At 42.4% G+C, this 24040-nt stretch carries 22 protein-coding genes; 7 read left to right on the forward strand and 15 right to left on the reverse strand.

All coding sequences use genetic code 11. The features are described from left to right. Nucleotides 1-273 precede the first annotated feature (273 nt). The 3 genes from A0256_21510 to A0256_21520 all read left to right on the forward strand — a co-directional run bounded on the left by A0256_21510 (nt 274) and on the right by A0256_21520 (nt 2539). Nucleotides 274-921: a phosphoglycolate phosphatase gene (locus A0256_21510; protein ID AMR33830.1), complete on the forward strand. Its 648-nt coding sequence runs from the start codon at nt 274-276 to the stop codon at nt 919-921. Nucleotides 922-970: 49 nt separating this feature from the next. Beyond that, nucleotides 971-1630 carry an MBL fold metallo-hydrolase gene (locus tag A0256_21515; protein AMR33831.1) on the forward strand — a complete coding sequence of 220 codons (660 nt, stop codon included), beginning with the start codon at nt 971-973 and terminating at the stop codon, nt 1628-1630. 105 nt (nt 1631-1735) lie between these two features. Then, on the forward strand, nt 1736-2539 hold the full coding sequence (locus A0256_21520; protein ID AMR33832.1) for a hypothetical protein: 804 nt from the start codon (nt 1736-1738) through the stop codon (nt 2537-2539). A gap of 157 nt (nt 2540-2696) precedes the next feature. On the opposite strand, the gene A0256_21525 is transcribed toward A0256_21520, so the two are convergent. The 5 genes from A0256_21525 to A0256_21545 form a co-directional block, all read right to left on the reverse strand. Next, complete coding sequence (locus tag A0256_21525; protein AMR33833.1) at nt 2697-3896, reverse strand: sugar kinase; 1200 nt, start codon at nt 3894-3896, stop codon at nt 2697-2699. Between the two features lie 281 nt (nt 3897-4177). Then, nucleotides 4178-4639 carry an acetyltransferase gene (locus A0256_21530; protein AMR33834.1) on the reverse strand — a complete coding sequence of 154 codons (462 nt, stop codon included), beginning with the start codon at nt 4637-4639 and terminating at the stop codon, nt 4178-4180. Between the two features lie 349 nt (nt 4640-4988). Beyond that, nucleotides 4989-6008 (reverse strand): hypothetical protein, encoded by a 1020-nt coding sequence (locus A0256_21535; protein AMR33835.1) that lies wholly within the window; start codon nt 6006-6008, stop codon nt 4989-4991. 704 nt (nt 6009-6712) lie between these two features. Beyond that, entirely contained in the window at nt 6713-7132 is a 420-nt protein-coding gene (locus tag A0256_21540; GenBank protein AMR33836.1) for a hypothetical protein, read from the reverse strand. Between the two features lie 352 nt (nt 7133-7484). Continuing rightward, nucleotides 7485-9881 carry a glycosyl hydrolase gene (locus A0256_21545; protein ID AMR33837.1) on the reverse strand — a complete coding sequence of 799 codons (2397 nt, stop codon included), beginning with the start codon at nt 9879-9881 and terminating at the stop codon, nt 7485-7487. 247 nt (nt 9882-10128) lie between these two features. On the opposite strand from A0256_21545, the gene A0256_21550 reads away from it, so the two are divergent. Then, nucleotides 10129-10590: a hypothetical protein gene (locus A0256_21550; GenBank protein ID AMR33838.1), complete on the forward strand. Its 462-nt coding sequence runs from the start codon at nt 10129-10131 to the stop codon at nt 10588-10590. A gap of 76 nt (nt 10591-10666) precedes the next feature. Here A0256_21550 and A0256_21555 read toward each other — a convergent pair whose 3' ends face one another. Both A0256_21555 and A0256_21560 read right to left on the reverse strand, forming a co-directional pair. Beyond that, the gene (locus tag A0256_21555; GenBank protein ID AMR33839.1) at nt 10667-11245 is read right to left on the reverse strand and encodes a polyisoprenoid-binding protein; all 579 of its coding nucleotides are present in this window, start codon (nt 11243-11245) and stop codon (nt 10667-10669) included. 120 nt (nt 11246-11365) lie between these two features. After that, the gene (locus A0256_21560; GenBank protein AMR33840.1) at nt 11366-12190 is read right to left on the reverse strand and encodes an alpha/beta hydrolase; all 825 of its coding nucleotides are present in this window, start codon (nt 12188-12190) and stop codon (nt 11366-11368) included. Nucleotides 12191-12358: 168 nt separating this feature from the next. Here A0256_21560 and A0256_21565 point away from each other — a divergent pair, with 168 nt between their 5' ends. Beyond that, nucleotides 12359-12967, forward strand: a complete 609-nt coding sequence (locus tag A0256_21565) for a hypothetical protein (GenBank protein ID AMR33841.1) — start codon at nt 12359-12361, stop codon at nt 12965-12967. Here the strand turns inward: A0256_21565 and A0256_21570 are convergent, their stop codons facing one another. The 4 genes from A0256_21570 to A0256_21585 all read right to left on the reverse strand — a co-directional run bounded on the left by A0256_21570 (nt 12968) and on the right by A0256_21585 (nt 17312). Beyond that, a complete protein-coding gene (locus A0256_21570; GenBank protein AMR33842.1) occupies nt 12968-14062 on the reverse strand; it encodes a glucose-fructose oxidoreductase in 1095 nt (364 codons plus the stop codon). A gap of 114 nt (nt 14063-14176) precedes the next feature. Next, complete coding sequence (locus A0256_21575) at nt 14177-14623, reverse strand: hypothetical protein (GenBank protein ID AMR33843.1); 447 nt, start codon at nt 14621-14623, stop codon at nt 14177-14179. 191 nt (nt 14624-14814) lie between these two features. Continuing rightward, nucleotides 14815-16146 carry an L-lysine 6-transaminase gene (locus tag A0256_21580; GenBank protein ID AMR33844.1) on the reverse strand — a complete coding sequence of 444 codons (1332 nt, stop codon included), beginning with the start codon at nt 16144-16146 and terminating at the stop codon, nt 14815-14817. A 275-nt stretch (nt 16147-16421) separates the two neighbouring features. Next, nucleotides 16422-17312 carry a 1-aminocyclopropane-1-carboxylate deaminase gene (locus tag A0256_21585; GenBank protein AMR33845.1) on the reverse strand — a complete coding sequence of 297 codons (891 nt, stop codon included), beginning with the start codon at nt 17310-17312 and terminating at the stop codon, nt 16422-16424. Between the two features lie 127 nt (nt 17313-17439). Here A0256_21585 and A0256_21590 point away from each other — a divergent pair, with 127 nt between their 5' ends. After that, nucleotides 17440-18483 (forward strand): RNA pseudouridine synthase, encoded by a 1044-nt coding sequence (locus A0256_21590; protein AMR33846.1) that lies wholly within the window; start codon nt 17440-17442, stop codon nt 18481-18483. A 130-nt stretch (nt 18484-18613) separates the two neighbouring features. Next, on the forward strand, nt 18614-19450 hold the full coding sequence (locus tag A0256_21595; protein AMR33847.1) for a 4-amino-4-deoxychorismate lyase: 837 nt from the start codon (nt 18614-18616) through the stop codon (nt 19448-19450). Nucleotides 19451-20417: 967 nt separating this feature from the next. On the opposite strand, the gene A0256_21600 is transcribed toward A0256_21595, so the two are convergent. The 4 genes from A0256_21600 to A0256_21615 all read right to left on the reverse strand — a co-directional run bounded on the left by A0256_21600 (nt 20418) and on the right by A0256_21615 (nt 23985). After that, a complete protein-coding gene (locus A0256_21600; GenBank protein AMR33848.1) occupies nt 20418-20879 on the reverse strand; it encodes a transposase in 462 nt (153 codons plus the stop codon). A 32-nt stretch (nt 20880-20911) separates the two neighbouring features. Next, nucleotides 20912-21706, reverse strand: coding sequence for a heme oxygenase (locus tag A0256_21605; GenBank protein AMR33849.1), 795 nt, complete (start codon nt 21704-21706; stop codon nt 20912-20914). Nucleotides 21707-21787: 81 nt separating this feature from the next. Continuing rightward, the gene (locus tag A0256_21610; protein ID AMR33850.1) at nt 21788-22705 is read right to left on the reverse strand and encodes a methionyl-tRNA formyltransferase; all 918 of its coding nucleotides are present in this window, start codon (nt 22703-22705) and stop codon (nt 21788-21790) included. Between the two features lie 50 nt (nt 22706-22755). Beyond that, the gene (locus tag A0256_21615; protein AMR33851.1) at nt 22756-23985 is read right to left on the reverse strand and encodes a hypothetical protein; all 1230 of its coding nucleotides are present in this window, start codon (nt 23983-23985) and stop codon (nt 22756-22758) included. Between the last annotated feature and the right edge of the window lie 55 nt (nt 23986-24040).

Raw genomic sequence — 24040 nt, forward strand, 5'->3', positions numbered from 1 at the left:
CTTTCAAGTTCCTGTCAGATTAAACAGAAACACAACAAAGAATACCTTAATATTTGAAGCCATGAAAAACACCCTCTTAAAACTCAAAGCCGATCTTTACAGCGTATTTGTAAAGGGTAACGCCGATACGGTTCAGTTAGCACACGTATTTTTTTTATTAGCCGTACCCACCGCCTCAATTTTCTTTACACTTGGCCAGTTGCCTGCTTAATATCGACGCCTTTTGCGTGTCCCTAAAAAAAATCTCCTACTTTTGCGGCACACTACGCAATAATGGAAAACACTCTAAAAGACACCTACGATAGTATTATATTTGATTTGGACGGCACCCTTTGGGATAGTACCGACACCATCACCGGGGCCTGGCAAACTGCACTAAACCAGGCACCGTATATGAGCCATGAGGTAATGACCCGAGAGCGGGTACGATCCATCACCGGGATGACCTACGATAAGATCTTCGAAACGCTGTTCCCTTACTTAAGCGATGAGCAGCGCGCCGAAGTGAAAAAACTTTGCTCGATAAGCGAACTGGAAATTCTGCACAAACAAGGCGGCATCCTTTACCCCAAACTGGCCGAGACGCTGGATTACCTTGGTAAATACTACAAATTGTATATTGTAAGTAATTGCCAGAGCGGTTATATCGAGTTATTTCTCGATCTTAATAATATGCACCATCATTTCCTTGCCCACCAATGCTTCGGTACAAAAGGCAACCCCAAAGCCGATAACATCCGCGATATTGTAAATGATCATAACCTTAAAGCACCTGTTTATATCGGCGATACAATGGGCGATTATCAAGCAGCGGCAAAGGCCGGCGTTCCATTTATATTTGCTGCATACGGTTTTGGTGTGGTGGAGACCGGGCAGGTAGCTACTGTTAAAAGCTTTGAAGAATTACAGGATATCCTGTAACGAAAACCTTTTTTTATGAGGCAGGTTGATAGGATAAAGATGTGAACTTATGAAGATCTCCAAATACATCCACTCCTGCCTTTTATTTGAACTAGAGGGCTATAAATTACTGTTTGATCCCGGTAAATTCACCTTTGCCGAAGGCATTGTAACACCCGACATGTTTGCCGGAGTAAACGCAATTGTTATAACCCATATCCACCCGGACCACCTGGATACCGAAAACCTGAAGAAAATAGCGGAACTGAGCAAGGCCTCCATTTATACCAACCTTGAGGTTGGCACGACTATCCAAAAAGCCGGGCTTGAATACGAACTTTTGGAAGAAGGCATCTACAGCATTGGGCCATTTAAATTGCAGGCCATACCGGTTGTGCACGAGCCATTGCTGGATAGCCCTATACCACAGATGACCGGTTTTATCATTAACGATAAGGTATTGCACCCGGTGGATTCTATGGAAGATAAACTTACGCTATACGAGGGAATAGCGTTACTGATCATGGTGACCATGGCACCTTTTGCCAATGAACTACGTATTGCAGGCTTTGCTGATAAAGTAAAACCCAAAAAGATTCTCCCCGTACACGATGGATACGCCAAAGACTTTTTTGTGAAACAGCGCAATGGAAATTATAGCAAACATTTCGCAAAATCGGGTATCGAATTCTTAAATATCACCCAACCTGGCGAGACGATAAGCATCTAGAATTCAACGTATTCAACCACAGCGAATAGGCTGAATTTCTTTTAATTTAAAAAAATAAACTTTTGGTATGTTTTTTATACATAATGTATAAACTATCAAAAACTTATGAAAACTATAGTATTTATACATGGAATGTTCCAAAACCCAAAAAGTTGGGATAAATGGGTGGCCTGGTTTACGGCGAAAGGATACAATTGTGTTGCACCAGCCTGGCCGATGCATGAAGGTGAGCCTGCTGATCTGAGAGAAAATCCACCAGCCGGGCTGGGCGAACTTAAATTGCAAACTGTTATAGACGAAATGGAACGCGTTGTACGCGCACAATCCGAGCCGCCTATCGTTATAGGCCATTCGGTTGGCGGGTTGATTACGCAGCTTCTGGTAGCCAAAGGGCTTGTAGAAATAGGTGTGCCTATAGACTCGGTTGCGCCTAACGCAATGTTGGCTGTAGATTGGGGCTTTATGAAAAATAGCACACTTATCCTCAATCCGCTTAAAGGCGACGAACCGTTTTTTATGGACCTGGAAAGCTTTCACGGCTCTTTTTGTAATACCATGACGATGGATGCAACCAAATTAGCTTACGACGAAACTGCAACGCATGATAGCCGCAATGTTTTGCGCGACTGCCTTGGAGAAGCCGGGCAGATTGATACTGACCTGCCACATGCACCGTTATTATTTATCGGCGGCGAGAAGGACGAGATTATCCCTGCGAGTTTAAATAAACGCAACAGCGAAGCCTTTTCAGACGAGATCAGTATCAGCGAATACCGGGAATTTGAAAACCGCGGGCACTGGATCTGCGGACAAGAAGGCTGGGAAGATGTGGCCGGTTTCATCGAAAGCTGGCTGCAACGCCATAAGGAAGTACAGTACCACACCTCGCAGGTTAGATTAGGACAATAGCATTAATTATAATAGGTAAGTTAAACCCCACGTACTAAAAAGTCGTGGGGTTTTTGCTTGGTAATAATCAGGAATTGATAACAAAAAAGCTCATCAACCATCCAAAGCAAAATAGCGCAAGGTATAATAATCTGTCTTTTATGCTCGTAAAAGCTAACTATCGCCCTTTTACCTCTTTATCAAAGTTTTCCATTACCAGCACTGCTGCGCCAATGAGTTCTGCATCAAAGCCGAGCGAGGAGATCAACAATTCGGTACCGGAGGCTAAACGCGGGATACAATATTTGTGCAAAGCCTGCTGTATGGGCGCTAACAGGATCTTGCCTACTTTAGCCCCACGGCCGCTCAAAACAATATTAGCCGGGTTCATGATATGGATGAGGATGGCCATGGCCTTACCTATTTTATAGCCCGCATCTGACAGTAGTTCCAAGGCAAACTGGTCGCCCTGGTTAGCGGCATCCATCAGGGAATCGCCCATTAGTTTAAAGTTGCCATTCATGGGCTTCAGGCTGGTCACCCGGCCTTCTTTAATGCCTTCTTCTGCCTTCTCTGCTACTACCAGCATACTGGCTTCAGCTTCCAGGCAGCCCCGCTTGCCGCAGGTGCATAAAGCGCCATCATCAGACAAAGGAATGTGGCTGAGTTCGCCGGCAAAGCCATTGTAGCCACGAAAGATCTTGCCATCTATGATCATACCGAGGCCTATCCCCCAGCCCAGGTTAATCACCATTACTTCCTGCTGCAATTTAGCAATTCCGAATTTCTGCTCGGCCAGGGCAATTAAACTGCTATCATTATCTATATAAGTAGTAATACCGGTTTTTTCACTCAGGTAATCGCTCAGGCTTTGTCCGCCCGCATCAAGGTAAGTATAATTTATGCCCTCTATGGCGTTAATAAAACCGGGCATGCCTATACCAATACCGGCTATTTTGCTTTTAGGGATGCCGCTGCCGGCAACATAACTGTTCAGGCTTTTAACCAGTAAGGCCAGCGCATCGTCGTTATTGTGCAGTTTAATATCTACGGTAAGCATATCTGCTACCGGGTTGTTTTGCAGATCTATCAATTGTAACCGGGCCGATAACTGATCCATTGCAACGGCCAGTATATACATGGCCTTGGCATTAATGGCATACATCAAAGGCCTGCGGCCCCCACTGGATGGAGCGTAACCTTCTTCAACAACGAAACCTTCTTTTATCAGTTCATTTACAGCTTTGGTAATAGAGGGAATACTTTTATCAAAAAGCTGGCTTAAACCCGCGCACGACATCGCTTTATCAAAATACAAGCGCTTTACAATCATGTTTTTTAACCATCCGCCTTTTACACCACTACTTTTTATTTCCATTAACTATACTTTGTTCCGCTTTTAAAGATCTTTGTGCGTTTAATTTGATAAAATTAAAAATAATGCGCTAAACTACAATAACATCATTTAGACGGTTAAAAAATCGACAGGTAATTTAAAAAGTTTACAACCCTGCTGGGCGCAGAGATGACTTTGGTAATGCCGTGTATGAAAATTACCGTAGGGTTGCGGATAAGTAAATATTGTTAGGTTTGAATTTAATAAACCTACCTGTTAACCCATTTTACTAAGCCTTGGCTTCAATACAACGAATTGTTTAATTACAGGCCCATCCGCATTTTAATCATACTTTTGCTAAAGCCCACCTTTTCGTAAGCCTTTACAGCGGGTGAATTTTCATAGTAAACTTCCAGCTGCAATTCGGTTATACCATTGCTCAGCACCCATTCCCTCAAAGCATTCATGATCAAACCATTTACACCCTTTCCGCGATGCGCATCGTCCACAAACATAAAGCCTAAATAGGCGTTCTGCACGGGGGTTAGGAAAAGTTTGGAATCTTGTATACGTGCGTAACCGCTGCCAATCGCTTCGCCATTTATTTCAGCTACCAGCAGTTGAATGTGCGGCTCGGAGATCATTTCGTGGATGTTGTAATACCTCACCGGATCAGGTTTTATAGTAGGATCAAACGGGCGTTCCGCGCGTATCACACCCTGCTCAAACCTAAGTAAGGCATCCATATCTGCCAGCGTAGCAGGCCGGATAATTATATTTTCCATTGGGCTAAGTTAATATTTTCACGATATGGCCCGCTCAACAAATTATTATCGGGTAGTCCACATGGCTACCCCGAAAACATTAATAAATTCAGTATGGTCATCCTATTCGGGCTTGTTCGGGGGCATTCGGGCATGTTCGGGCATGTTCGGGCATGTTCGGGGGTGTTCGGGCTGTTTTTTTGAATTTACTTCGCGAACGCGAACACCTGCATGTCTAAATTAACCCACCATAAATCTGATCTCTTCAGACGATGCAATGATCACCGCCATCAGCAGGCCGGTCTTTTAATCTATTTCAAAATTTTTATCCAGCATACTGATGCCCGATGATGGCTTTACCAATTGAAGCTTATAAGGATTTAGTTACAAACTTCTTTTTCAGGGGAAATTCGAAGAGCCATAATAGATATTTTGTTTTTTTAGCAAAATGATAAAAAACCAATGGAATAATTAAGCCAGCCAGGGTGCCGGTTATCATATGTATCGGAGAGTTGGTGATATGAAATAATCGCGAAAGAATGATCCTTATGCCGCTTGCAGCCAAGATATGTACTAAATATATGATCATGCTATTGATTCCTAAATATTCTACAAATGAAAGCCAGGAAACTTCAGAAAGCATTTTGGCAACATGGATGACTATAAAACAGCCAAAAAATTGAGGAAAAATTTGGTTGTACCAAAGTTTTTGTGAAAAATTGAAATAGAAGTAGAGCGAAAGACAAAAGCCCACGAGATTAATCAGAAGTACATATTTATTGGTAAGTAATTGTTTGGTATACGATTGATTAACTGATAAAATAATTCCGCCCGTAAAGTAAATTAGATTAATAAGAGTTTTGTTAAAGAGATCGGTCCTCAGCTTAAACGTATAACATATGATCCAAAGCATAATGGAAATTACTACCCCCCATTTTTTTGAAATATTGAACATTATAACAGTTAAAATATTGATAAAAAACAAGGCGAACATAAACCAAAACTGATCCTTCGGCCTATAAAAAATTTCAATTAGAGATGCTGAATCTTTGTACCCGTTTGTTAAGCCGGATAATTTAATTTCAATTACCGTTTGGATAACAGACCATATTAAAAAAGGGTAAGCAATTGTTTCCAGTTTGTTAACTATGAATAGTTGGGTGCCTCTTTTATTAAAACTCGCTAAAAAAAAATAACCAGAAAGCATAAAAAATAAGGGCATGTGGAAGCTATAAATAAAGTTTATAGCATAATAGTAAAAGGTTGGCTCCACAAGTTTTGATGTATTTAAACCTTTTAATACATGGCCAAATACTACCAATATAATTCCTACACCTTTGGCATAGTCAATCCAGTTAAGGCGGAGGTTATTATCTTTTGTTACTATCATTTTGTTTAAATGTTAAATAGGGGGCAGCCGCCTCAAACTAAATTCGTTCCCCGTTCTACTTAATTTTTTTTCTGCGTTTGTTTTAGTTGAAGCACAACGATTGCCCAACGATTTTCATTTTTTGGCTAATCGCTGATCGTAATAGAAAAGACTAGAAGAATACCAGTAACTTTATTAAAGCGATGGTGTTAAACGATACAATGACATGGGATTTTTAATGGTTGGTAGGCTTTTAAAGAAAAATTTACAATTAATATTTCTTCAAACATAAGGTAGATAATACAACAATTAGCTATTAGCCGGTAAAGTGTATCAAGATTCGAGAAATAGCGAGCATATTAGTGCGCTCTAAAAGAAATGGTTTTTTGTAGATTTTGCAATTCTTATATCACCAGGTTTGAACTTCTGCCCGGGATAACTAGCACAGCAAACCAGAAGAGAGTGACCAAACGCCTTATCGTAATTCAATAAGATTACTGAACCGTACTGATAGAAATGTGAAATTTTGCTTTGGCCTGTTTGATAACATTAGGTCCCTTTGCAGTTTAAGGATTGTATTGCCCAATTATTGATGAACCGATGCGTAGAAATGTATCATATTATTAATTACACGATACTGAGATAGGGGAAGCAAATACTTGCTGATAGTAACCGTTATGGTTTTACAATAGATTCACTCAGAAAGGTAAATTATGCAGAACCAATTAGGGTATTAAGATGGTTTGAGTTAATGATTCGTTTAATTTTTGGATTTTAGTGCTTTTGAAAATTTCCTTACCTGCTCTGCTGTAAACATATAAGTCTACATTCTGATCAGCATCTGTTGGGGTAACGCTGATATTTAAATTATAATTTTCCTTATACCTGATGTAATAATTTGCAGTAGATTTTTCAACGTCAAAATTGGAAACTTTATCCGGTGAACCATAAAATTTTACGTTGCATTTATTTTGGCATGCTACTGTTAATTTGGCGTACCCGTAATCTCTGTCGCTGTTAACGACATTCTTTTTACAACCTAATCCCAGTGATGCAATTACAATTATTAAACTTAGGTTTCTCCATGTAGAGTTGTTGATCGCGCCCTTTAATAGCTCACAGCCTTTTGTAAAATATAATCGCATAATTTCTTTTTATTCAAACATATACAAGAAAAATAATAATTGATCTACCACTGCAAATGTGTATACCTATTTGAGAAATTACTGTGCAATAGTGTGTAGCAGACCTGCAAGACTTTTATCGCAATGATGTATATTACATCGGACTGTAGACCCAAAAATCTAAACTATCTAACCAAATGCCTGCATACGGTTAGATAGTTTAGAAGTGTCCACGACTGTAAGATTTAAATAAAGTGTTGAAGCTAATTTTCGCTGTCTCTCTCTCCAGCATCGTATTATTAGGGCGTGTTCGGGCTGTTTTTTTCGATTTGCAACTGCGAGCGCAAAAAACAAACAAAACCCGACCCGAATGCTATTCCACTGTAAATTCCCTCTTCAACCTGATGTCTTCTGACGATGCGCCTATCATCACCGTAAATTTGCCGGGTTCTACCGTCCAGTTCATATTCTTATCCAGCAATGCCAGGTCGTCGGGATGCAGCGTGAATTGCACCGTTTTCTTCTCACCCGGATTAAGGGCAACGCGTTCAAATCCCCGCAGATCGAATTCGTACGTGGTTACGCTGCTTATATTATCCTTAAGATAAAGCTGCACTACCTCGTCGCCTTTGCGCAGGCCGGTATTGGTAATATCAACCGTTACGGTGACATCTCCCTGAGCGTTCTCTTTTTCGGGTGATACAACCAGGTTACTATATTCGAATTTGGTATAACTCAATCCGTAACCGAAAGGATACAGCGCGCCGTTTACACTGGTTTTGCCCCAACTATTCTGGCCGCCCTGCCCCGCCTGTGCATTGGGTTTAAACGGAAAGTTAAACTCAATTTGCCCGGTAGTTTTAGGAAAAGTAATAGCCAGTTTACCGCCGGGATTATTATCACCAAACAAGGTTTCGGCAATCACCTGCCCGCTTTGCACACTCGGGAACCAGGCCTCCAAAATAGCAGGTACATATTTATTTTCCCAATTAATGGTAAGTGGCTGCCCGTTGATCATCACCATTACAACCGGCTTGCCTGTGGCCTGCAATGCCTGGATAAGTTTGAGCTGCCTGCCCGGCAAATTGAGCCCGGTACGCGACAGGCTCTCGCCTACCCTATCCACATCCTCGCCCACAACGGCGATGATCACATCAGCTGTCTTTGCCCTGGTAACAGCCGAATCGATCCCTGCCTGCTCCGCAGCAGTCAGCGGGGTTTCGATGATCTCACTTTCCGGCCAGGTAGCATCTACCATGTTGCAGCCTTTAGTATAGCTTACGATAGCGTTCTTGCCTACATAGTTTTTAATCCCATCCAATACACTGGTCACGGGGTTGTGCGAGGGACCATAGCGACTGATCGCATAATTACTCTCCACGGCAAGCGGACCAGTCACCAGGATGTTTTTGTATTTGTTTTTATCCAGCGGCAACAATTCACCGGCATTTTTTAGCAGCACCATGCTTTCACGGTTCATCTTCAGGCTCATCTCTTGATCCGCCGCGGTGTGCACCAGTTTATCGGCGGCTTTCGGGTCTTTTACATAAGGGCTATCAAACAAACCCAATCTGAACTTTACCTTCAGCACATCGCCCACCCGGCTGTCAATCACCTTCATGGAAATTTTGTTCTCTTTGATCAATTCGCGCAGGGGGAGTATAAAGGTTTGGGGCATGGTAAAATTTGTACGCACGTTCAGCCCGGCCTCAACCGCCTGGCGTACGGCTTCTTTATAGTCGCCCGCCACATGGTGCTTGGAATACAAGAATTCAACTGCTTCACTATCGGATACCACATATCCATCGAAACCAAATTGCTGCCGCAGCAGCTCCGTCAAAAAGTAATAACTGCCTGTGATGGGGACACCATCCCAATCATTATAACTGCTCATTACACCCATAGGGTGCGCTTCCTGGATCACCCGGCGAAATGGATACAGGTAGATCTGGTGCATCTCCCGCGGGGCCACATGCGGATCGGTGCGGGCACTGCCATCACGCCCCCCCTTAGGCACACTATAAACGGCGTAATGCTTTAGGGTGGAGGCTACTCCCTCCTCCTGGATACCCAGCACCATCTGCTTGCCCAGTTCGGCAATATGAAAAGGATCTTCGCCATAACACTCTACCACACGGCCCCAGCGCTGGTCGCGGGCCGGGTCGAGTATCGGGGCATAAACATTGGTATACCCCAGCGCTTTCGCTTCGCGGCCAACCGTTTGCCCGGCTGCTCTAACCAGTTGTTTATCCCAGGTAGCACCAATGGATATGGGCGCAGGCAGCGGCGTAGCCCGGTCGTGATTGAGTCCGTGAATGCCTTCGTTTGTAAAATCTACCGGAATACCCATCCGGGTTTCTTCAACAAACCACTTTTGTATCGTATTGATAGCCGAAGCATGCTTACTGAAAGGAAATGAATATTGGGTGGGTGCATCGTCGGTATGTGAAGAAAGGTTATTTAGCTCTTCGTCTATATTAGCAATACCGTCCTTCCAGATCTCGGTTTTCCAGCGCTCAACTGGCATCTCATCTTTCAGTACGCGTTTGTAACCGTAAAGCGTGGCCATCTGGCAGGTTTTTTCTTCAACGGTCATCTGGCTCAGCAAATCCGTGACGCGTTTTTCTATGGTTTGAGCAGGATCCTCAAAAACGTCCATTTTCCCATTCTTATTAAAATCAACCCAGCCCTTGTGATAGATGTTTTTTTGCTGGGCCGATGCGGATACAGCCAGCGAGAGCAGTAAAAGTGCTAATAGCGGTTTTTTCATGAAAGCAGATGTATGGTTTACTTTTCAAATATAGGTAAAGACGATACTGCTTGTAGGTTTAAACCGTATTTATCCTACAACGTTTTTGGTAAGCACGCGTATAAACAAAGGAACAGCATAAGTTTACTGAGAATATACTTAATAATTTAGCGGGTTGCACAATGCACACCGAATTGTAATTATATTGTAATACTTTGGCATCCGATTTGAGCCGTACCGATTATACTATCATAACTGGAAGTTTTTTATGAGCCACACGTTTCTAATGAGCTTTTTATCGTTGCTATTGTTTAATGGTATAAACACCACCGCAACAAAATCAACTACTGCCGCAGATGAGCAGATCTGCGGGAAATGGCAAACTGAAGAAAAGAACCTGGTAGTACAGGTTTACAAAGAAAATTCGCAGTTTAAAGCCAAAATAATTTGGTTCAATGATAAGGACGATAGCAAGCCCATGGATTACTGGACAGATAAAAACAATCCGGATCCGGCGCTGCGGTCCAGAAAACTTATTGGTTTGAATGTGCTGGAAAATTTGGTATATGATGCCAGCACTAATTCCTGGGAAGAAGGAATGATATATGACGCCAAAAATGGCCGTCATTGGAATTCATCAGCCTATATAGATAAAAACGGACTTCTTAAAGTTAAGGGGTACTGGCACTTTAAGTTCATTGGCAAAACCATGACCTTTAACCGTATCTAGCTGCTAAACTACATATCATAGAAAAGCGACGCTTGGAATAACCGAGCGTCGCTTTTTTATTATCATTGAAAATTTATTATTTAGCCTGGCCAAATTCGCCGCTGGCGCTCAATACTACTTCGTCGCTAAGCATTGGCGCACCGTATTTGCTTCCGAAACCGTAATCAGAACGGTTGATCGTACCGGTTACTTTAAAACCAGCAGCAGGTTGTTTGCTCATTGGGTTAGTAATAGTACCACGGTGAACCATATCAAAAACAACTGGTTTAGTAACACCATGTAAAGTTAAGTTACCAGCCAGTTTAAACTTACCGGCACCTGCAGGGGTGATTTTAGTACTTACGAATGTAAGTGTTGGGTACTTGGCAACATCAAAAAACTTCTCGCTTTTAAGGTGACCATCACGTCTTTCGTTATCAGTATTAACCGATGCGGTTTGCGCAGTAAAAGAAACTTTAGCATCGCTGAAATCAGGTTTTGCAGCTACAATAGTTGCATCAAAATCTTTAAAAGTACCATCAACATCAGATACCGCCAAGTGGGTAATGGTAAAGGTTACATGAGAATGCGCTTTGTCATTCTTCCAGGTAGTTTGAGCAAAAACCGCTGTTTGCATTAATAATGCCGTTGCAGCTACGAGTAATGTTTTTTTCATTGTGTTTAAATTTTGGTTAATAGTTATAATATTTTTTACAGTTCAAATATAAATAAAGGTTTTACACTTTCTAAAAAAAAGATGTTGCAACATCTTTTTTTTAGAAAGTGATGACAAATACTATTTCTTTTTAAAAAAGGCATCAACGCGTTTATTAAATTCTTTAGCATGCTCTACCAATGTGCCATGGCCCGAATTTGATACTATCCATAATTCAGAACCGGGAATGTTTTTTTGAATGAGGCGTGTATGCGGATCGGCAATAACATCATGGTCGCCTGCGATAATTAAAGCGGGGCATTTGATTTGCTGCAACTGGGTAAGTTTAATGTTTGGCTGATTATAATCCAGCATAAAGATCTTCCAGGCATTTTTAGCTTTTTGAGTTTTCCAAACGCGATCTTTATTTAGATTGTAATAATTATTGGCCTGTTTCCAGCCGTCGCCCGAGAAAGCGCTGGCGTCCGGTGTAATATTAGCACCTGTTGATGCCAGTTTGATTACCTGATCAGGATGCCGGATGGCCATGAGCAGGGCATTGATACCGCCATCGCTCCACCCTAGTACATAGGCCTTCGGTATTTTTAACGTATCCAGCAGCACCGAGAAATCATCAGCCATTTGCTCAAAGCTTAGCGAATCGGCTGCGTCAGCAGATTTCCCCTGAGCACGGCTATCTACTAAAATAACCCTGTACTTTTTGGCAAAGTAAGGTACATTTTCGGAGAAGGCACTCATGTCACCACCGTTACCGTGGATCATTAACAAAGGATCGCCCTCCCCGTATTCTTCCACGTACAACTTAATTCCGTTTATATGATAGTAATGGCCAGCCCCTGGGTTATTTCCGTACATTGTTTTTGGTTTGCAGCCCAACAAGGTTAACAGCTGCGGAAGTATCACCCATAAAATTAATCGTTTTACTTTCATATACAGTTTGCTCATTGGCAGGTAAATATAACATTTAGAAAGCAATGTTCAGTCGCGCAGGCTGATCATTATCAACTGGTTGACCTTGTGATAATACCCTGCAAGGAAATTTATTTACGCAGTTGGAAACAAATTGCTATTTTCACTAAATTAACATATTTCTATAAAGAATATCAAGATTGAATGGAAACGATAAGAGAGACGATAAAGCTTTTAGAAAAATCTAATTTCTATTATACACTTGTTATTGGTATGGACAATAAATATCAGTACGTAAGTGAATATTACAACCATAACTTTGATTTCTTGAGGGAGTCATTAGTCGGCAAGCCATTTTATATCACTCTTCATCCTGATGATGTGAAGATATGCCGCGAGGTTGGCGGCAAATGCTTTGAACAACCCGATAAACTTTTGCCCGCAACCTTAAGAAAGCATAATGGCAGGGGTGGCTTTATATTTACCCAATGGGAATTTAAGGCATTGTTTGATAAGGACAACAATCCTTTTGGGATTTTCTGCATTGGTCATAACATTACCGAGCATATTGAAGCTACTAATCAATTAGAAGAAGCCATTGCCGAAATTGAAGATAAAACCGGCAAGTTGCACGAGATCGGCTTTATGCAATCGCACATTGTGCGGAAACCCCTTGCCAACATCATTGGCTTAGCCAGCGTCATGAGTAACATGAATGTAGATGAAGAGCTGATAGGGGTAACCAGTATGATGATCAACAGCGCGATAGAGTTAGATACCGCTATCAAGAACATCGTTGATAAAACATCATAGCTATATTGTTTCCCATTTACCTGTTTTTAAACTGCGATAAATAGCATCAACCACTTTCATATCTTTTTCGCCTTCTTCGCCAGGCACGCGGCTTTGTTTGTTAAGCATAACACAAGTTGCAAAATCATCCATTTGCGCTGCCTGTTGAATATTGTTTGGAATGTTCATCGGTTTGCCATTAACCTTGCCATCTAAACCGCCGTAGCCAAAGGCCGGCTCCAGTTCAAAATGGCCGTTTTCGGCAGTTGCATGCAGGTAGCTCCAATTATTGTTGTAGCTGGATTTGCCATTAACCTTTGCCCCGCCCGGAAACTTTAGTTCCCAAAAAATGGTTTCGTCGACCTCTTTAAACAATTCCGGCCGCGTTTTTTGCTGGGTAGCTTTAACAGCAACCGGCTCTTCACCCAACGTATAACGTGAACCCTGGATGGAGTATATGCCCATATCCATCAGCGCACCGCCGCCAGACAGCGCCTTTTTTAGTCGCCAGGCATTGGGGTCGCCCCCATATACAAAGCCATTACCCGTATCTATTTTTACTACTTTACCAAAAACTTTCTTTTGGCCAAGGCGCATCACTTCTTGTGAATGCGGTTCAAAATGCAGGCGGTAACCAATGGATAGCAATCTTTTTGCGTTTTTACATGCAGCTATCATTTCGCGGCAATCGGCAGCGTTGAGGGCCATCGGCTTTTCGCAAATAACATGCTTGCCCGCTTTTGCCGCTCGTATAGTATATTCTTTGTGCATGCTTACAGGCAACACGATATAAACTATGTCAATAGCTGGATTATGAGCTATTTGGTCAAAAGTTTGGTAATTGTAAATATTCTTTTGGGGGATGTTGTACTTTTTTGACCAAGCCTCTGCTTTTTGAGGGGTTCCTGTTACAATACCAGCCAAATAACAGTTTTTGGTATGCTGCAATGCCGGTGCCAATTGCCCGCCACTGTAGCTACCCAAACCTACCAATGCAATACCCATTTTTTTACCCGCCGCTATAGCGGAGATGGTGGAGCCCAGCATTAACGCGCTGGATGCTATGGCACTTTGCTGAATAAAGCTCCGGCGGGAAATTTCTTTATCGTTCTTCATAGGTTTGATATTTAACGGTGGTAATTAATTTTATAACAATATCGGGCATAAAAAAACAAATACAAAAACTGATAACAAAAAAAAGCCGCTCATAAAGAACGGCTTCTGTTTTGCTTAAACACCTACGTATTCAAAGCGGTTATTCTCGTTACTCCGCTCCCGACGCAATTTGTTCTCTTTAGCCAGTTTCAATAAAATCCCCGATAGTTCGGAAGTTTTAAAATCCGAATCGAAATTATCTTTGCAATAATCTGCAATGGATGATATAGAATGCGGCGTGCTGAAAAAATCGCTGCTAAGCAATTGATTCAGCACTTTTGTGGCACCTGGTTTTTTACGCCTTTGAACACTTGCGCTTTGATCTTCTTCATTTTCTTCCCTGGGCCTGCGTACCCTCTTATTGAAAATTTCATTTCCTTCCGTATCCACCCGCTCTGCTTCTATAATCTCGTCTAAAAGCCTGTCAACCACCCTTACCTGTACGGCCTCCGATTGGAAAGAATTAACAACTTCTGCAATTTCTACAAGTTGTTTTTTTAGTTTTTCAATGTGTCTGTTCATCCTAAATTGTAACCCTGTTTTTATAATTAAATAAGTAGATGTATTAAAGAACTATCTGCATTGTTCCGATGCCCTTATTTAATAGTTAATAATATTATGTAACGTGAAACTGCGATAATAGTATTTATAAAAGAAAAAAGCGCCTGTTTTGTTTTAAAACAGGCGCCGGTAGCAGTATTATTACATTTATATTAAAGTATGGGGATTATTTTTTCAATCATATTCAATCCCTCATCTATGTGCGCTTCTTCAATAATTAGGGCCGGGCGGAAACGAATGGTACGATCTCCGCAGCCCAGGTACATAATATTATGAGCTAAAGCACTATCAATAAATGCATTACGAGTTTTGCTATCAGGTAAGTCAAAAGCGGTTATTAATCCCTTGCCCCTTACATTTGTAATCAGGCTGTTCTTAGCAGCAATATTCAATAAGCCATTTTGCAGGTAAGCACCGGTTGCGGCGGCCTTATCGCATAAATTATCATCGGCTATGATCTCCATAATTTTTGCAGATCGCACCATATCCACCAAACTTCCACCCCAGGTGGAGTTGATTCGTGAGGAGATCTTAAAAACATTGTCCTCAATTTCATCAACCCGGTTACTTACCAGGATGCCGCAGACCTGCATTTTTTTACCAAAAGCAACGATATCCGGCCGTGCTTTTTCGCCAAAATGCTGGTGCAGCCAAAATTTGCCGCTCAGGCCCACACCGGTTTGTACTTCATCATAAATCAGCATGGCATCATATTCATCAGCAAGTTGGCGCAATTGTTCCAGAAACTCCTGCCGCACATGTTTATCGCCACCTTCAGAGAGTATTGGTTCAATGATGATCGCACAGATCTCATCCGGGTTTTGTGCAAATGCTGTCCTGATCTCGGCTATGGATCTTGCTTCCCTGCTTACCAGGTCATCGATATTGTTTTCGTTCAAAGGAAATTCAATTTCAGGTAACGAAACTCTCGGCCAATCAAATTTGGCAAACCATTTAGTTTTTACCGGCTGCGTATTAGTTAAGCTTAACGTATAGCCCGACCGGCCATGAAAGGCATTCTCAAAATGTAAAACCTTGTGTCCTTTTTCAGTAGTGTGGCCCTTAGCAAAGTTCTTTTGAACTTTCCAGTCCATTGCTACCTTCAAAGCGTTTTCTATAGCCAAACTACCGCCGGCTATAAAAAATGCATGCGGTAAATAATCAGGAATACCCACGCGCGAAAAAGTATCGATAAACTGCGCGTATTGCTCGGTGTAAATATCAGAGTTGGATGGATTAGTTAATGCAGCCAGCATCAGGTTTTTCTTAAACACCTCATCGTTCAGCATTTTGGGATGATTGTACCCTAATGGCACAGATGCAAAGCAGGTAAAAAAATCTAATAGGGTACGTTTGTTCTTGGCATCGTAAATATGCACGCCCTGGCTTTTTTCCATATCAAAAGTAAGGTCGAACCCATCGGCAAGAATGTGCTTGCTAAGAGTTTCCTGAACATTTTGCGCGTTGATCTGTGAGTGGTTCATAAGCATAACTGATTTTAACAAATCTAATAAAAAGCCCTAAAAAACAATAATTTAAAGGTTTTTGAACCGATTTGCAAAAAAGTAACTTTAAATTAACTAAACCTAGTTTTTGAACCAAAGCGGAGAATAGTATGCCGGGGACAGATGTGCAGATGTGCAAAATTCAGCTATGCAGATGCGGTAAAAGATCTTCGAATAAAGGAAAGTTTGAAATTGAAAATGGTTGAACCAAATTTCCGAATCAGGGAAACCGTTTTAATTCCCCAAATTATGGTTCAGACAAACTTGTCCTTCAAACCCATGAGGCCCATCATTCCGCCGGTATGAATAGCCAATATTTTACTACCGGGCTCGAAATGGTTTTTGGCAATAAGATCGTATATGGCGTAAAGCATCTTAGCTGTATAAACTGGCTCAACCATTATCCCGGAACTAGCTATAAACTCTTTAATAAACCGTATCAGCTCAGGGGTGGTTTTTGCGTAACCACCAAAGTGATAATCAAGATGCAGATCATACTGCCAGGGTCCGGTTAAATATCGATCTATTTCATTGGCCATAAATCCGCCATTTTTGAAAACAGGTATAGCATTAAACCGGGTTGGCAACTTATGATGATGAATGCCGTTGATGATGCCTGCGGCGGTGGTGCCTGTGCCACAGGCACAGAAAATGTGGTCGTAGGTTTCACCAAGTTCGTCAATCAATTCACTGCAGCCCTTTGCGGCTTCTATTGATGCACCACCTTCATCGATAAAAAACGCTTGCTCATTATCTGAGAAATATTTATCAAATAAAGCCGGCTTATTGCGATAGCTGTCCCTATCGCTAAATATGAGTTGCATGCCGTGTAAGCTGCAAAGGAATAAGGTATCGTTGCTTACTTCTTCCCCGCGCACAAAACCGGTAGTTTTAAAACCGAATTTTGCACCTGCCGCCGCGGTAGCCAATAAATGATTGGAATATGCCCCCCCGAACGTGACCAGATGGGTTTTATCCTGCCCGGCAGCTTCCCGCAACACATATTTTAACTTGCGCCACTTGTTGCCCGAAATGAGCGGATGGATCATATCGTCGCGCTTAATGAACACCTCAATACCCTTTTCAGTAAACAAAGGGTTTTGTATTTGCTGAACGGGGCTGTAAATATCAAGCGTGATATGCATTTGGCGAATTTAAGTTTTTAGTCCGGAAGTCGGAAAGTCAGAAACTCCGAAGATGAATTAGTTAGCTGCAGAAAATTCTCCTTTCCGGGAGCTAGTGGGCTTGGCCGCATTTTCTTACTTTTGCCGAATGACGGATGATGCCCTAATTCTTGAAAGCGACGAGCAAGACTTGTTTGAACACCTGCGTGTGGTGGTTGATAAAGGGCAATCGCTTTTGCGGATTGATAAATTTTTAATGCACCGGGTGGAGAATGCCTCCCGTAACCGCATTCAGAACGCCATTGAAGCCGGCAATGTGCTTTTAAATGATAAGCCGGTTAAGGCAAGCTACCGGGTAAAGCCGATGGATGTGATCTCCGTTGTGCTCCCGCACCCACCGCGTGACACCGAAGTTTACCCGGAAAATCTGACCATCAATATTGTTTACGAAGATAACGATGTGCTGATCGTTAATAAAGAGGCCGGCATGGTAGTACACCCCGGGTATAACAATTATACGGGCACACTAGTTAACGCCTTGGTGTATCACTTTCAGCAATTGCCTACAATGCCGGGCAATGATGGCCGACCTGGCCTTGTTCACCGGATAGATAAAGACACCTCGGGCCTGCTGCTCATCAGCAAAAACGAGCGGAGCATGAGCTACCTGGCTAAACAATTTTACGACCACACCATTAACCGCAAATACCTGGCGCTTGCCTGGGGAGATATTGAACAGGACGGAACCGTTAGCGGTTATATTGGCCGCAGTGTTAACGACCGGCGTGTAATGTCGATCTACGACGACCCCGAAAAGGGTAAGTGGGCCGTTACGCATTATAAAGTACTGGAGCGTATGGGTTATGTCACGCTAATAGAGTGCAAACTGGAAACCGGTCGCACTCACCAGATCAGGGCGCATATGCGGCATATTGGCCACCCACTGTTTAGCGATGCTATGTATGGGGGTGATAAAATTTTGAAAGGCACTGTGTTTAGCAAATACCGCCAGTTTGTTGAAAATTGCTTCGAGTTAATGCCGCGCCAGGCCCTGCACGCACAATCGCTCGGTTTCCTGCATCCATCATTAAAAAAAGATATTTACTTTGAAGCACCTTTGCCAATTGATTTTGAGAGCGTTCTGCAAAAGTGGCGCAAATATGTAAAATCAGATCTGGGTTCTGAGATGTAAGAATTAAGAACAAAACGAACGATCAGGAGTTTTTAATCAGATAAATCAACAACTTTATAATTTTTTAAATTTGCGGTTGTTTATATGGGAGTCAATCTCATATCTCCAATCTCATATCTTCAATTTACTGATGAGCCCAAACTATATAAATTTTAACGGCGAAATTTTCCCTGCAGATAGCCCTTTGCTTAACATAGCCAACCGTGGTTTTAAATATGGCGATGGTTTATTTGAAAGTATGCGTTTAATGAAAGGAAAACTCCAGTTTGCCGATCTGCACGCCGAACGGCTGCAGCGGGGCATGAAAGCGCTGAAAATAGATGGATACTCACAGGCCGACAGCTGGTTTTTAAAAGACAAGGTAGAGGAATTAGCCCGCCGCAATAAGGTAAAGCACGGCCGTTTAAGGCTAACGGTGTATCGTGATGCAGAGGGTTTATATACGCCCTCCCAAAACAAAATGGGCTATTGCTTAGAGTTAAGCGCCATGGATGAACAGCGCTACTACATGAATGAGCGGGGCTTAATCATGGATATATACAGCGAATTACCGAAGCCGCTTAATTATTTATCTACCATAAAAACCTGCAATTCGCTGTTATATGTCATGGCGGCCTTATTTAAACAGCAAAACAAGCTGGATGAGGTATTCCTGCTGAACGCTAATGGTTTTTTGTGCGAAGCTGGGGCAGCCAATTTATTTGTATGGTACCAGAATCATCTGTACACTCCTGCATTAAGCGAGGGCTGTGTTGAAGGGGTAATGCGGCAAGTGGTGATTAAACTGGCCAAAGACAATGGCATCCCGATCACAGAGGCCCAGATCAATCCTGAGATCTTAAACCAGGCCGACGAGGTTTTTTTGACCAACGCCAGTAAAGGCATACAGTGGGTAATGGGTTATGGCGTAAAGCGTTATTTCAACAAAGTGAGCAAGGGTTTGGTTGATGAGCTGAATAAGTTATAATATGTACACTATTCAGTTATATGATAAATTGGTAATCGATTGATGAACAACCGCTCAAGATAATTCAATAAGGATAGCCCCTATGGGGCAAAGATAGGATTGTTTATTCTACAAAGCGGTTGCCCCCAACGGGGCATGCAAAATGGTTCCGATTCGATACCCTGTAAGGGGGAATCGCTTTGTAATATCAGAGCAAATCCAGACCTCAATACCTCGTCAGGGGTAACCGCTTTGTAATATCAACGCAAATCCAGACCTCAATACCCCGTCAGGGTAACCGCCTTGTAATATCAACGCAAATCCATACTTCAATACCCCGTCAGGGGTAACCGCTTTGTAATATCAACGCAAATCCAGACCTCAATACCCCGTCAGGGGTAACCGCCTTGTAATATCAACGCAAATCCAGACCTCAATACCCCGTCAGGGGTAACCGCCTTGTAGCAAACAATTAAGGATTTTTTACCGGAGGTGCTACCTAGGTAAACCAATCAATATTAACGCAAATCCAGGCTTTAATACCCCGTCAGGGGTTACCGCTTGTAGCAAAACAATTAAGGATTTTATGCACCGGAGGTGCTACCTTGGGTAAACCAATTAATATTATCGCAAATCCAGGCTTCAATACCCCGTCAGGGGTTACCGTTTTGTAGCAAAACAATTAAAGATTTTATGCACCGGAGGTGCTACCTTGGGTAAACCAATTAATATTATCGCAAATCCAGGCTTCAATACCCCGTCAGGGGTTACCGCTTTGTAGCAAAACAATTAAGTATTTTATGCACCGGAGTGCTACCTAGGTAAACCAATCAATATTAACGCAAATCCAGGCTTTAATACCCCGTCAAGGGTTACCGTTTTGTAGCATCAACGCAAACCAAGACCTTAATACCCCGTCAGGGGTAACCGCTTTGTAGCGAATAATTAAGGATTTTTTGCACCAGAGGTGCTACCTAATATTTCGCGTTTACATCATAACTCTAAAAATATACCGTTCGTCAAAATCCACTTCGAAATCAATAAGCATTTTTCTATATTCATCTAAAAAATTACGCTGCTTGTGATGTTGCTGCTGATTATTGATGTACTTGACTACCCTGTTGATCTGCGACTTACTATGGCTAAATGCACCGTAACCATCCTGCCATTGAAACCTGCTGGCAGTAAGCTTTTCTTTATTGATAAATTCTGATAAATCGCCTTTAACCAACCGCATCAAATCCGAAATTGATTGCGAAGGATTTAACCCGACAAACATGTGCATATGATCTGGCATATTATTTACAGCCAACATTTTATGCCCATTATTCTGAGTTATAGCAGTAATATACAAGCGGAGCCGTTCATCCCAGCAGCGATCAAGTAATGATGCGCGGAATTTTACGGCGAACACAAAATGAATGTAAAGTTGCGTGTAGGTATTAGGCATTGGGTGATCAAAGCCTAAATATCATGATTTTTTTACCTTTCCACAACTTCCGCCCTTATACCGGCCAAAATGCCATCCCACAGCGCTACCCTCGCCTGCAAAGCAGCTTTTACGGCAACGGTTGCCTCATGCCATTTGCGGTCATCGTCTCCGCAAAGTTCGGCCGTCATTTGATAGGCTAACTGCGAATGGTGGTCGCCATCTACCTCAATGTGGCGTTCCAGGTAATAAAGTAGTATCTCCACTTTACCGGGCAATTGGCCGTTTAGTTTTTTCACCATTTCAATAAACATACCGGGGATCAGGTCTTCCCTCCCGAACGTAAACACCGCAGCGATCACATGACTTATATTAGTAGCGATTACGTTGAAGGTATGTGCTACAAAATCCCGGGCAACTACCGGCATATTTGCATTTTTTAATGCAGCGCTAACATCAGGATGTAAACTCAACTGCTGAAACAACGACAGAATAGCGGAGGCATCACATCCTCCCTGCTCCATCGCTTTCAAATACAGTTCAAAATGGCTAGTGCGTGCACCGGTGTGGTCCACATCACTTTCTTCACCGGTTACAATTTCGTTGATGAGATAGCGCGTATTGGCACTGCCAACAGGCATCCAGGGTAAGGTGGTGCAAGTTAAGTTCTGTTGCAAAGATTTTAACAGCGACATAAAATCCCACACAGCAAAAATGTGGTGCTGCATAAATAAATGCAGGTCTGCCAGCGTATTAATGCTGCTGTATAAATCGTGGGCTATTAATTGCTCACGGATCGGAGCTATTTCGTGTTGTAACTGGGTTATTCTTGCGTTCTGATCTATCATGATAGAAAATAAACGGCAAAACTAACTTTTTGGATTTTAAGCTGAGGAATTTGTAGAACCCAACTGGTAATTATGACAAAGCTAAAACTTATTCCCCCTTAACAGATCCGCTATCCCCATGCGTTTCTTGCCTTCCAGCTGCACATCAGTAACATTTATAAAGCCATCGGTGGTGGCAAACTTCAGGAAGGTTTTATTATCAGTTAAGTGATGCCCTGCCGGGATATCGGTATCCTCTACCTCAATTGTGGAATTATAAATTTTGAGCACTTTGCCATCTATATTGGTATAAGCCGTTGGTACCGGGCTTAAACCGCGGATGAGGTTAAAAACCTTTTGAGCCGGCTGATTAAAATCGATCAGGCAGTCTTCCTTAAATAATTTTGGTGCGTGGCGTAGTTCCATACCATCCAGTAGCTGTGTTTGCGGGTGTTCGTGGTAGCGGCCGCTCTCAATGCCTTTTACGGTTTTCACCAATAATCCCGCCCCTTTATTCATTAACCTGTCATGCAGATCGCCGGCGGTTTCGGTTCCGTGCAGCGTTATCTTTTCGGTAAATAATACATCACCGGTGTCAATATCATGTTTTAAAAAAAAGGTGGTTACCCCGCTTTCTTTTTCGCCGTTAATGATGGCCCAATTTATTGGTGCGGCTCCGCGGTACTGGGGTAATAATGAAGCATGCAGGTTGATAGTACCTTTAACGGGCATGCTCCAAACAATCTCTGGCAACATGCGAAATGCTACCACCACCTGCAAGTCGGCCTTTAGGGCTTTTAGTTCTTCAATAAAATCGGGAGCCTTCAATTTTTCCGGCTGCAAAACTTTAAGGCCGTTAGCAACAGCATATTGCTTTACAGCACTTTCGTTTAGTTTTTTTCCACGGCCTGCAGGTTTATCAGGAGCCGTAATTACAGCAACGATATCGCTGCCAGATTTTATCAATGCATCGAGTGATGCAACGGCAAATTGGGGTGTACCCATAAAAATGATTCTCATCTCTTGCAAAGATTAGGTAGTGTATCCAAAAGTAAACTAGCGTAGCGCAATTATTTATAAAGTAAATACTTGCTGCGCAGGGATTTAAAGTTTGAAAGTGCCGGCTCCCAGCTTTCTCTTATCTCCGCCTCGGTTTTGCCTGTAATCAATTGTTTTTTGAGGGTATCGTTACCAGCGAGCTTATTGAAATAGGCATTAAAAAAGTGCTCTTTATCGGGATAAGCCTTATAAATCTCCATCAGCCATGCTAAATTAAGCTTTTTCTGTTGCCTTAGCGTGTCGGTATTGTAATCTTTTAGGCTGATTCCGTAGCAAACCTGATCTTTCAACGGCGGATTATCGCTCATCCCAGGGATACTTAACGGCTTAAACGAATAGCTGTATTTCCCTTTTAACACAGGGCTACCCAAAATTTGGAACGGCTCCATCGTGCCTCTGCCCAAACTGATGTTGGTACCCTCAAAAAAGCATAGATCCGGATATAACAAAATAGACTGGTTTGAATTAAGATTTGGCGAAGGGTTAACCGGCAACACATAAGGTTTGCTGTGTGCATAATTAGCCACTTTAATGATCTTGAGTTTGCACTGAACTTTATTTTTAAGCCATCCTTCTCCGTTGATCATCTGCGCATATTCGCCAATGGTCATCCCATGAACCACAGGGACCGGATGCATACCCACAAAAGATCGGAATGCGGTATCCAGCAATACAGGGCCGTCTATGAAGTAACCGTTTGGGTTCGGCCTGTCCAATAACATTAGCTCTATATTGTTTTCCGCACAGGCTTCCATCACATAATGAAGGGTTGATATGTAAGTGTAAAATCTTGTACCTACATCCTGTACATCAAATATCATCAGATTGATGCCTTTTAAGTCTGCCGGTGTGGGTTTAAAATGTTTACCGTAAAGCGAAATTACGGGCAGACCGGTTACCGGGTCGGTGCTATCGTCTACCTTTGCGCCATTAGCTACGTTGCCCCTCACGCCGTGCTCAGGCCCGTAGATCTTTTTTACCTTGATGCCTAGCTTTAGCAAACTATCTACCACAGGCACTTTACGCCGCCCGATAATTGATGTTTGATTAATAAGCATTCCAATATTCTTACCCCTTAAATAATCAAGGTACGCAGGAAGCTGATCTGCAGCAGGAATGATAGGCGCACTGAATTTTACAATGGCTGTTTTGTGTTCGCGGGGCACCTGGGCAAGGTTGTCGCATTCAAACAAAAGGCAGCAAATTAACGCGGCGGGCAACAATAACTTTATCCTGATCATATATTTTTAAACTAAAGAAAATTTAAAAGCGGCTTGTTTAACGTTAAAAACGCAT

This window comes from Mucilaginibacter sp. PAMC 26640 (genome assembly GCA_001596135.1).
Taxonomy (GTDB): domain Bacteria; phylum Bacteroidota; class Bacteroidia; order Sphingobacteriales; family Sphingobacteriaceae; genus Mucilaginibacter.

What these genes read in the sequence shown, in the direction of transcription:
- A0256_21510 (AMR33830.1), top strand. Translation starts at nt 274, where the DNA reads ATGGAAAACACTCTAAAAGACACCTACGATAGTATTATATTTGATTTG.
- A0256_21515 (AMR33831.1), top strand. Translation starts at nt 971, where the DNA reads ATGAAGATCTCCAAATACATCCACTCCTGCCTTTTATTTGAACTAGAG.
- A0256_21520 (AMR33832.1), top strand. Translation starts at nt 1,736, where the DNA reads ATGAAAACTATAGTATTTATACATGGAATGTTCCAAAACCCAAAAAGT.
- A0256_21525 (AMR33833.1), bottom strand. Translation starts at nt 3,896, where the DNA reads ATGGAAATAAAAAGTAGTGGTGTAAAAGGCGGATGGTTAAAAAACATG.
- A0256_21530 (AMR33834.1), bottom strand. Translation starts at nt 4,639, where the DNA reads ATGGAAAATATAATTATCCGGCCTGCTACGCTGGCAGATATGGATGCC.
- A0256_21535 (AMR33835.1), bottom strand. Translation starts at nt 6,008, where the DNA reads ATGATAGTAACAAAAGATAATAACCTCCGCCTTAACTGGATTGACTAT.
- A0256_21540 (AMR33836.1), bottom strand. Translation starts at nt 7,132, where the DNA reads ATGCGATTATATTTTACAAAAGGCTGTGAGCTATTAAAGGGCGCGATC.
- A0256_21545 (AMR33837.1), bottom strand. Translation starts at nt 9,881, where the DNA reads ATGAAAAAACCGCTATTAGCACTTTTACTGCTCTCGCTGGCTGTATCC.
- A0256_21550 (AMR33838.1), top strand. Translation starts at nt 10,129, where the DNA reads ATGAGCCACACGTTTCTAATGAGCTTTTTATCGTTGCTATTGTTTAAT.
- A0256_21555 (AMR33839.1), bottom strand. Translation starts at nt 11,245, where the DNA reads ATGAAAAAAACATTACTCGTAGCTGCAACGGCATTATTAATGCAAACA.
- A0256_21560 (AMR33840.1), bottom strand. Translation starts at nt 12,190, where the DNA reads ATGAGCAAACTGTATATGAAAGTAAAACGATTAATTTTATGGGTGATA.
- A0256_21565 (AMR33841.1), top strand. Translation starts at nt 12,359, where the DNA reads ATGGAAACGATAAGAGAGACGATAAAGCTTTTAGAAAAATCTAATTTC.
- A0256_21570 (AMR33842.1), bottom strand. Translation starts at nt 14,062, where the DNA reads ATGAAGAACGATAAAGAAATTTCCCGCCGGAGCTTTATTCAGCAAAGT.
- A0256_21575 (AMR33843.1), bottom strand. Translation starts at nt 14,623, where the DNA reads ATGAACAGACACATTGAAAAACTAAAAAAACAACTTGTAGAAATTGCA.
- A0256_21580 (AMR33844.1), bottom strand. Translation starts at nt 16,146, where the DNA reads ATGAACCACTCACAGATCAACGCGCAAAATGTTCAGGAAACTCTTAGC.
- A0256_21585 (AMR33845.1), bottom strand. Translation starts at nt 17,312, where the DNA reads ATGCATATCACGCTTGATATTTACAGCCCCGTTCAGCAAATACAAAAC.
- A0256_21590 (AMR33846.1), top strand. Translation starts at nt 17,440, where the DNA reads ATGACGGATGATGCCCTAATTCTTGAAAGCGACGAGCAAGACTTGTTT.
- A0256_21595 (AMR33847.1), top strand. Translation starts at nt 18,614, where the DNA reads ATGAGCCCAAACTATATAAATTTTAACGGCGAAATTTTCCCTGCAGAT.
- A0256_21600 (AMR33848.1), bottom strand. Translation starts at nt 20,879, where the DNA reads ATGCCTAATACCTACACGCAACTTTACATTCATTTTGTGTTCGCCGTA.
- A0256_21605 (AMR33849.1), bottom strand. Translation starts at nt 21,706, where the DNA reads ATGATAGATCAGAACGCAAGAATAACCCAGTTACAACACGAAATAGCT.
- A0256_21610 (AMR33850.1), bottom strand. Translation starts at nt 22,705, where the DNA reads ATGAGAATCATTTTTATGGGTACACCCCAATTTGCCGTTGCATCACTC.
- A0256_21615 (AMR33851.1), bottom strand. Translation starts at nt 23,985, where the DNA reads ATGATCAGGATAAAGTTATTGTTGCCCGCCGCGTTAATTTGCTGCCTT.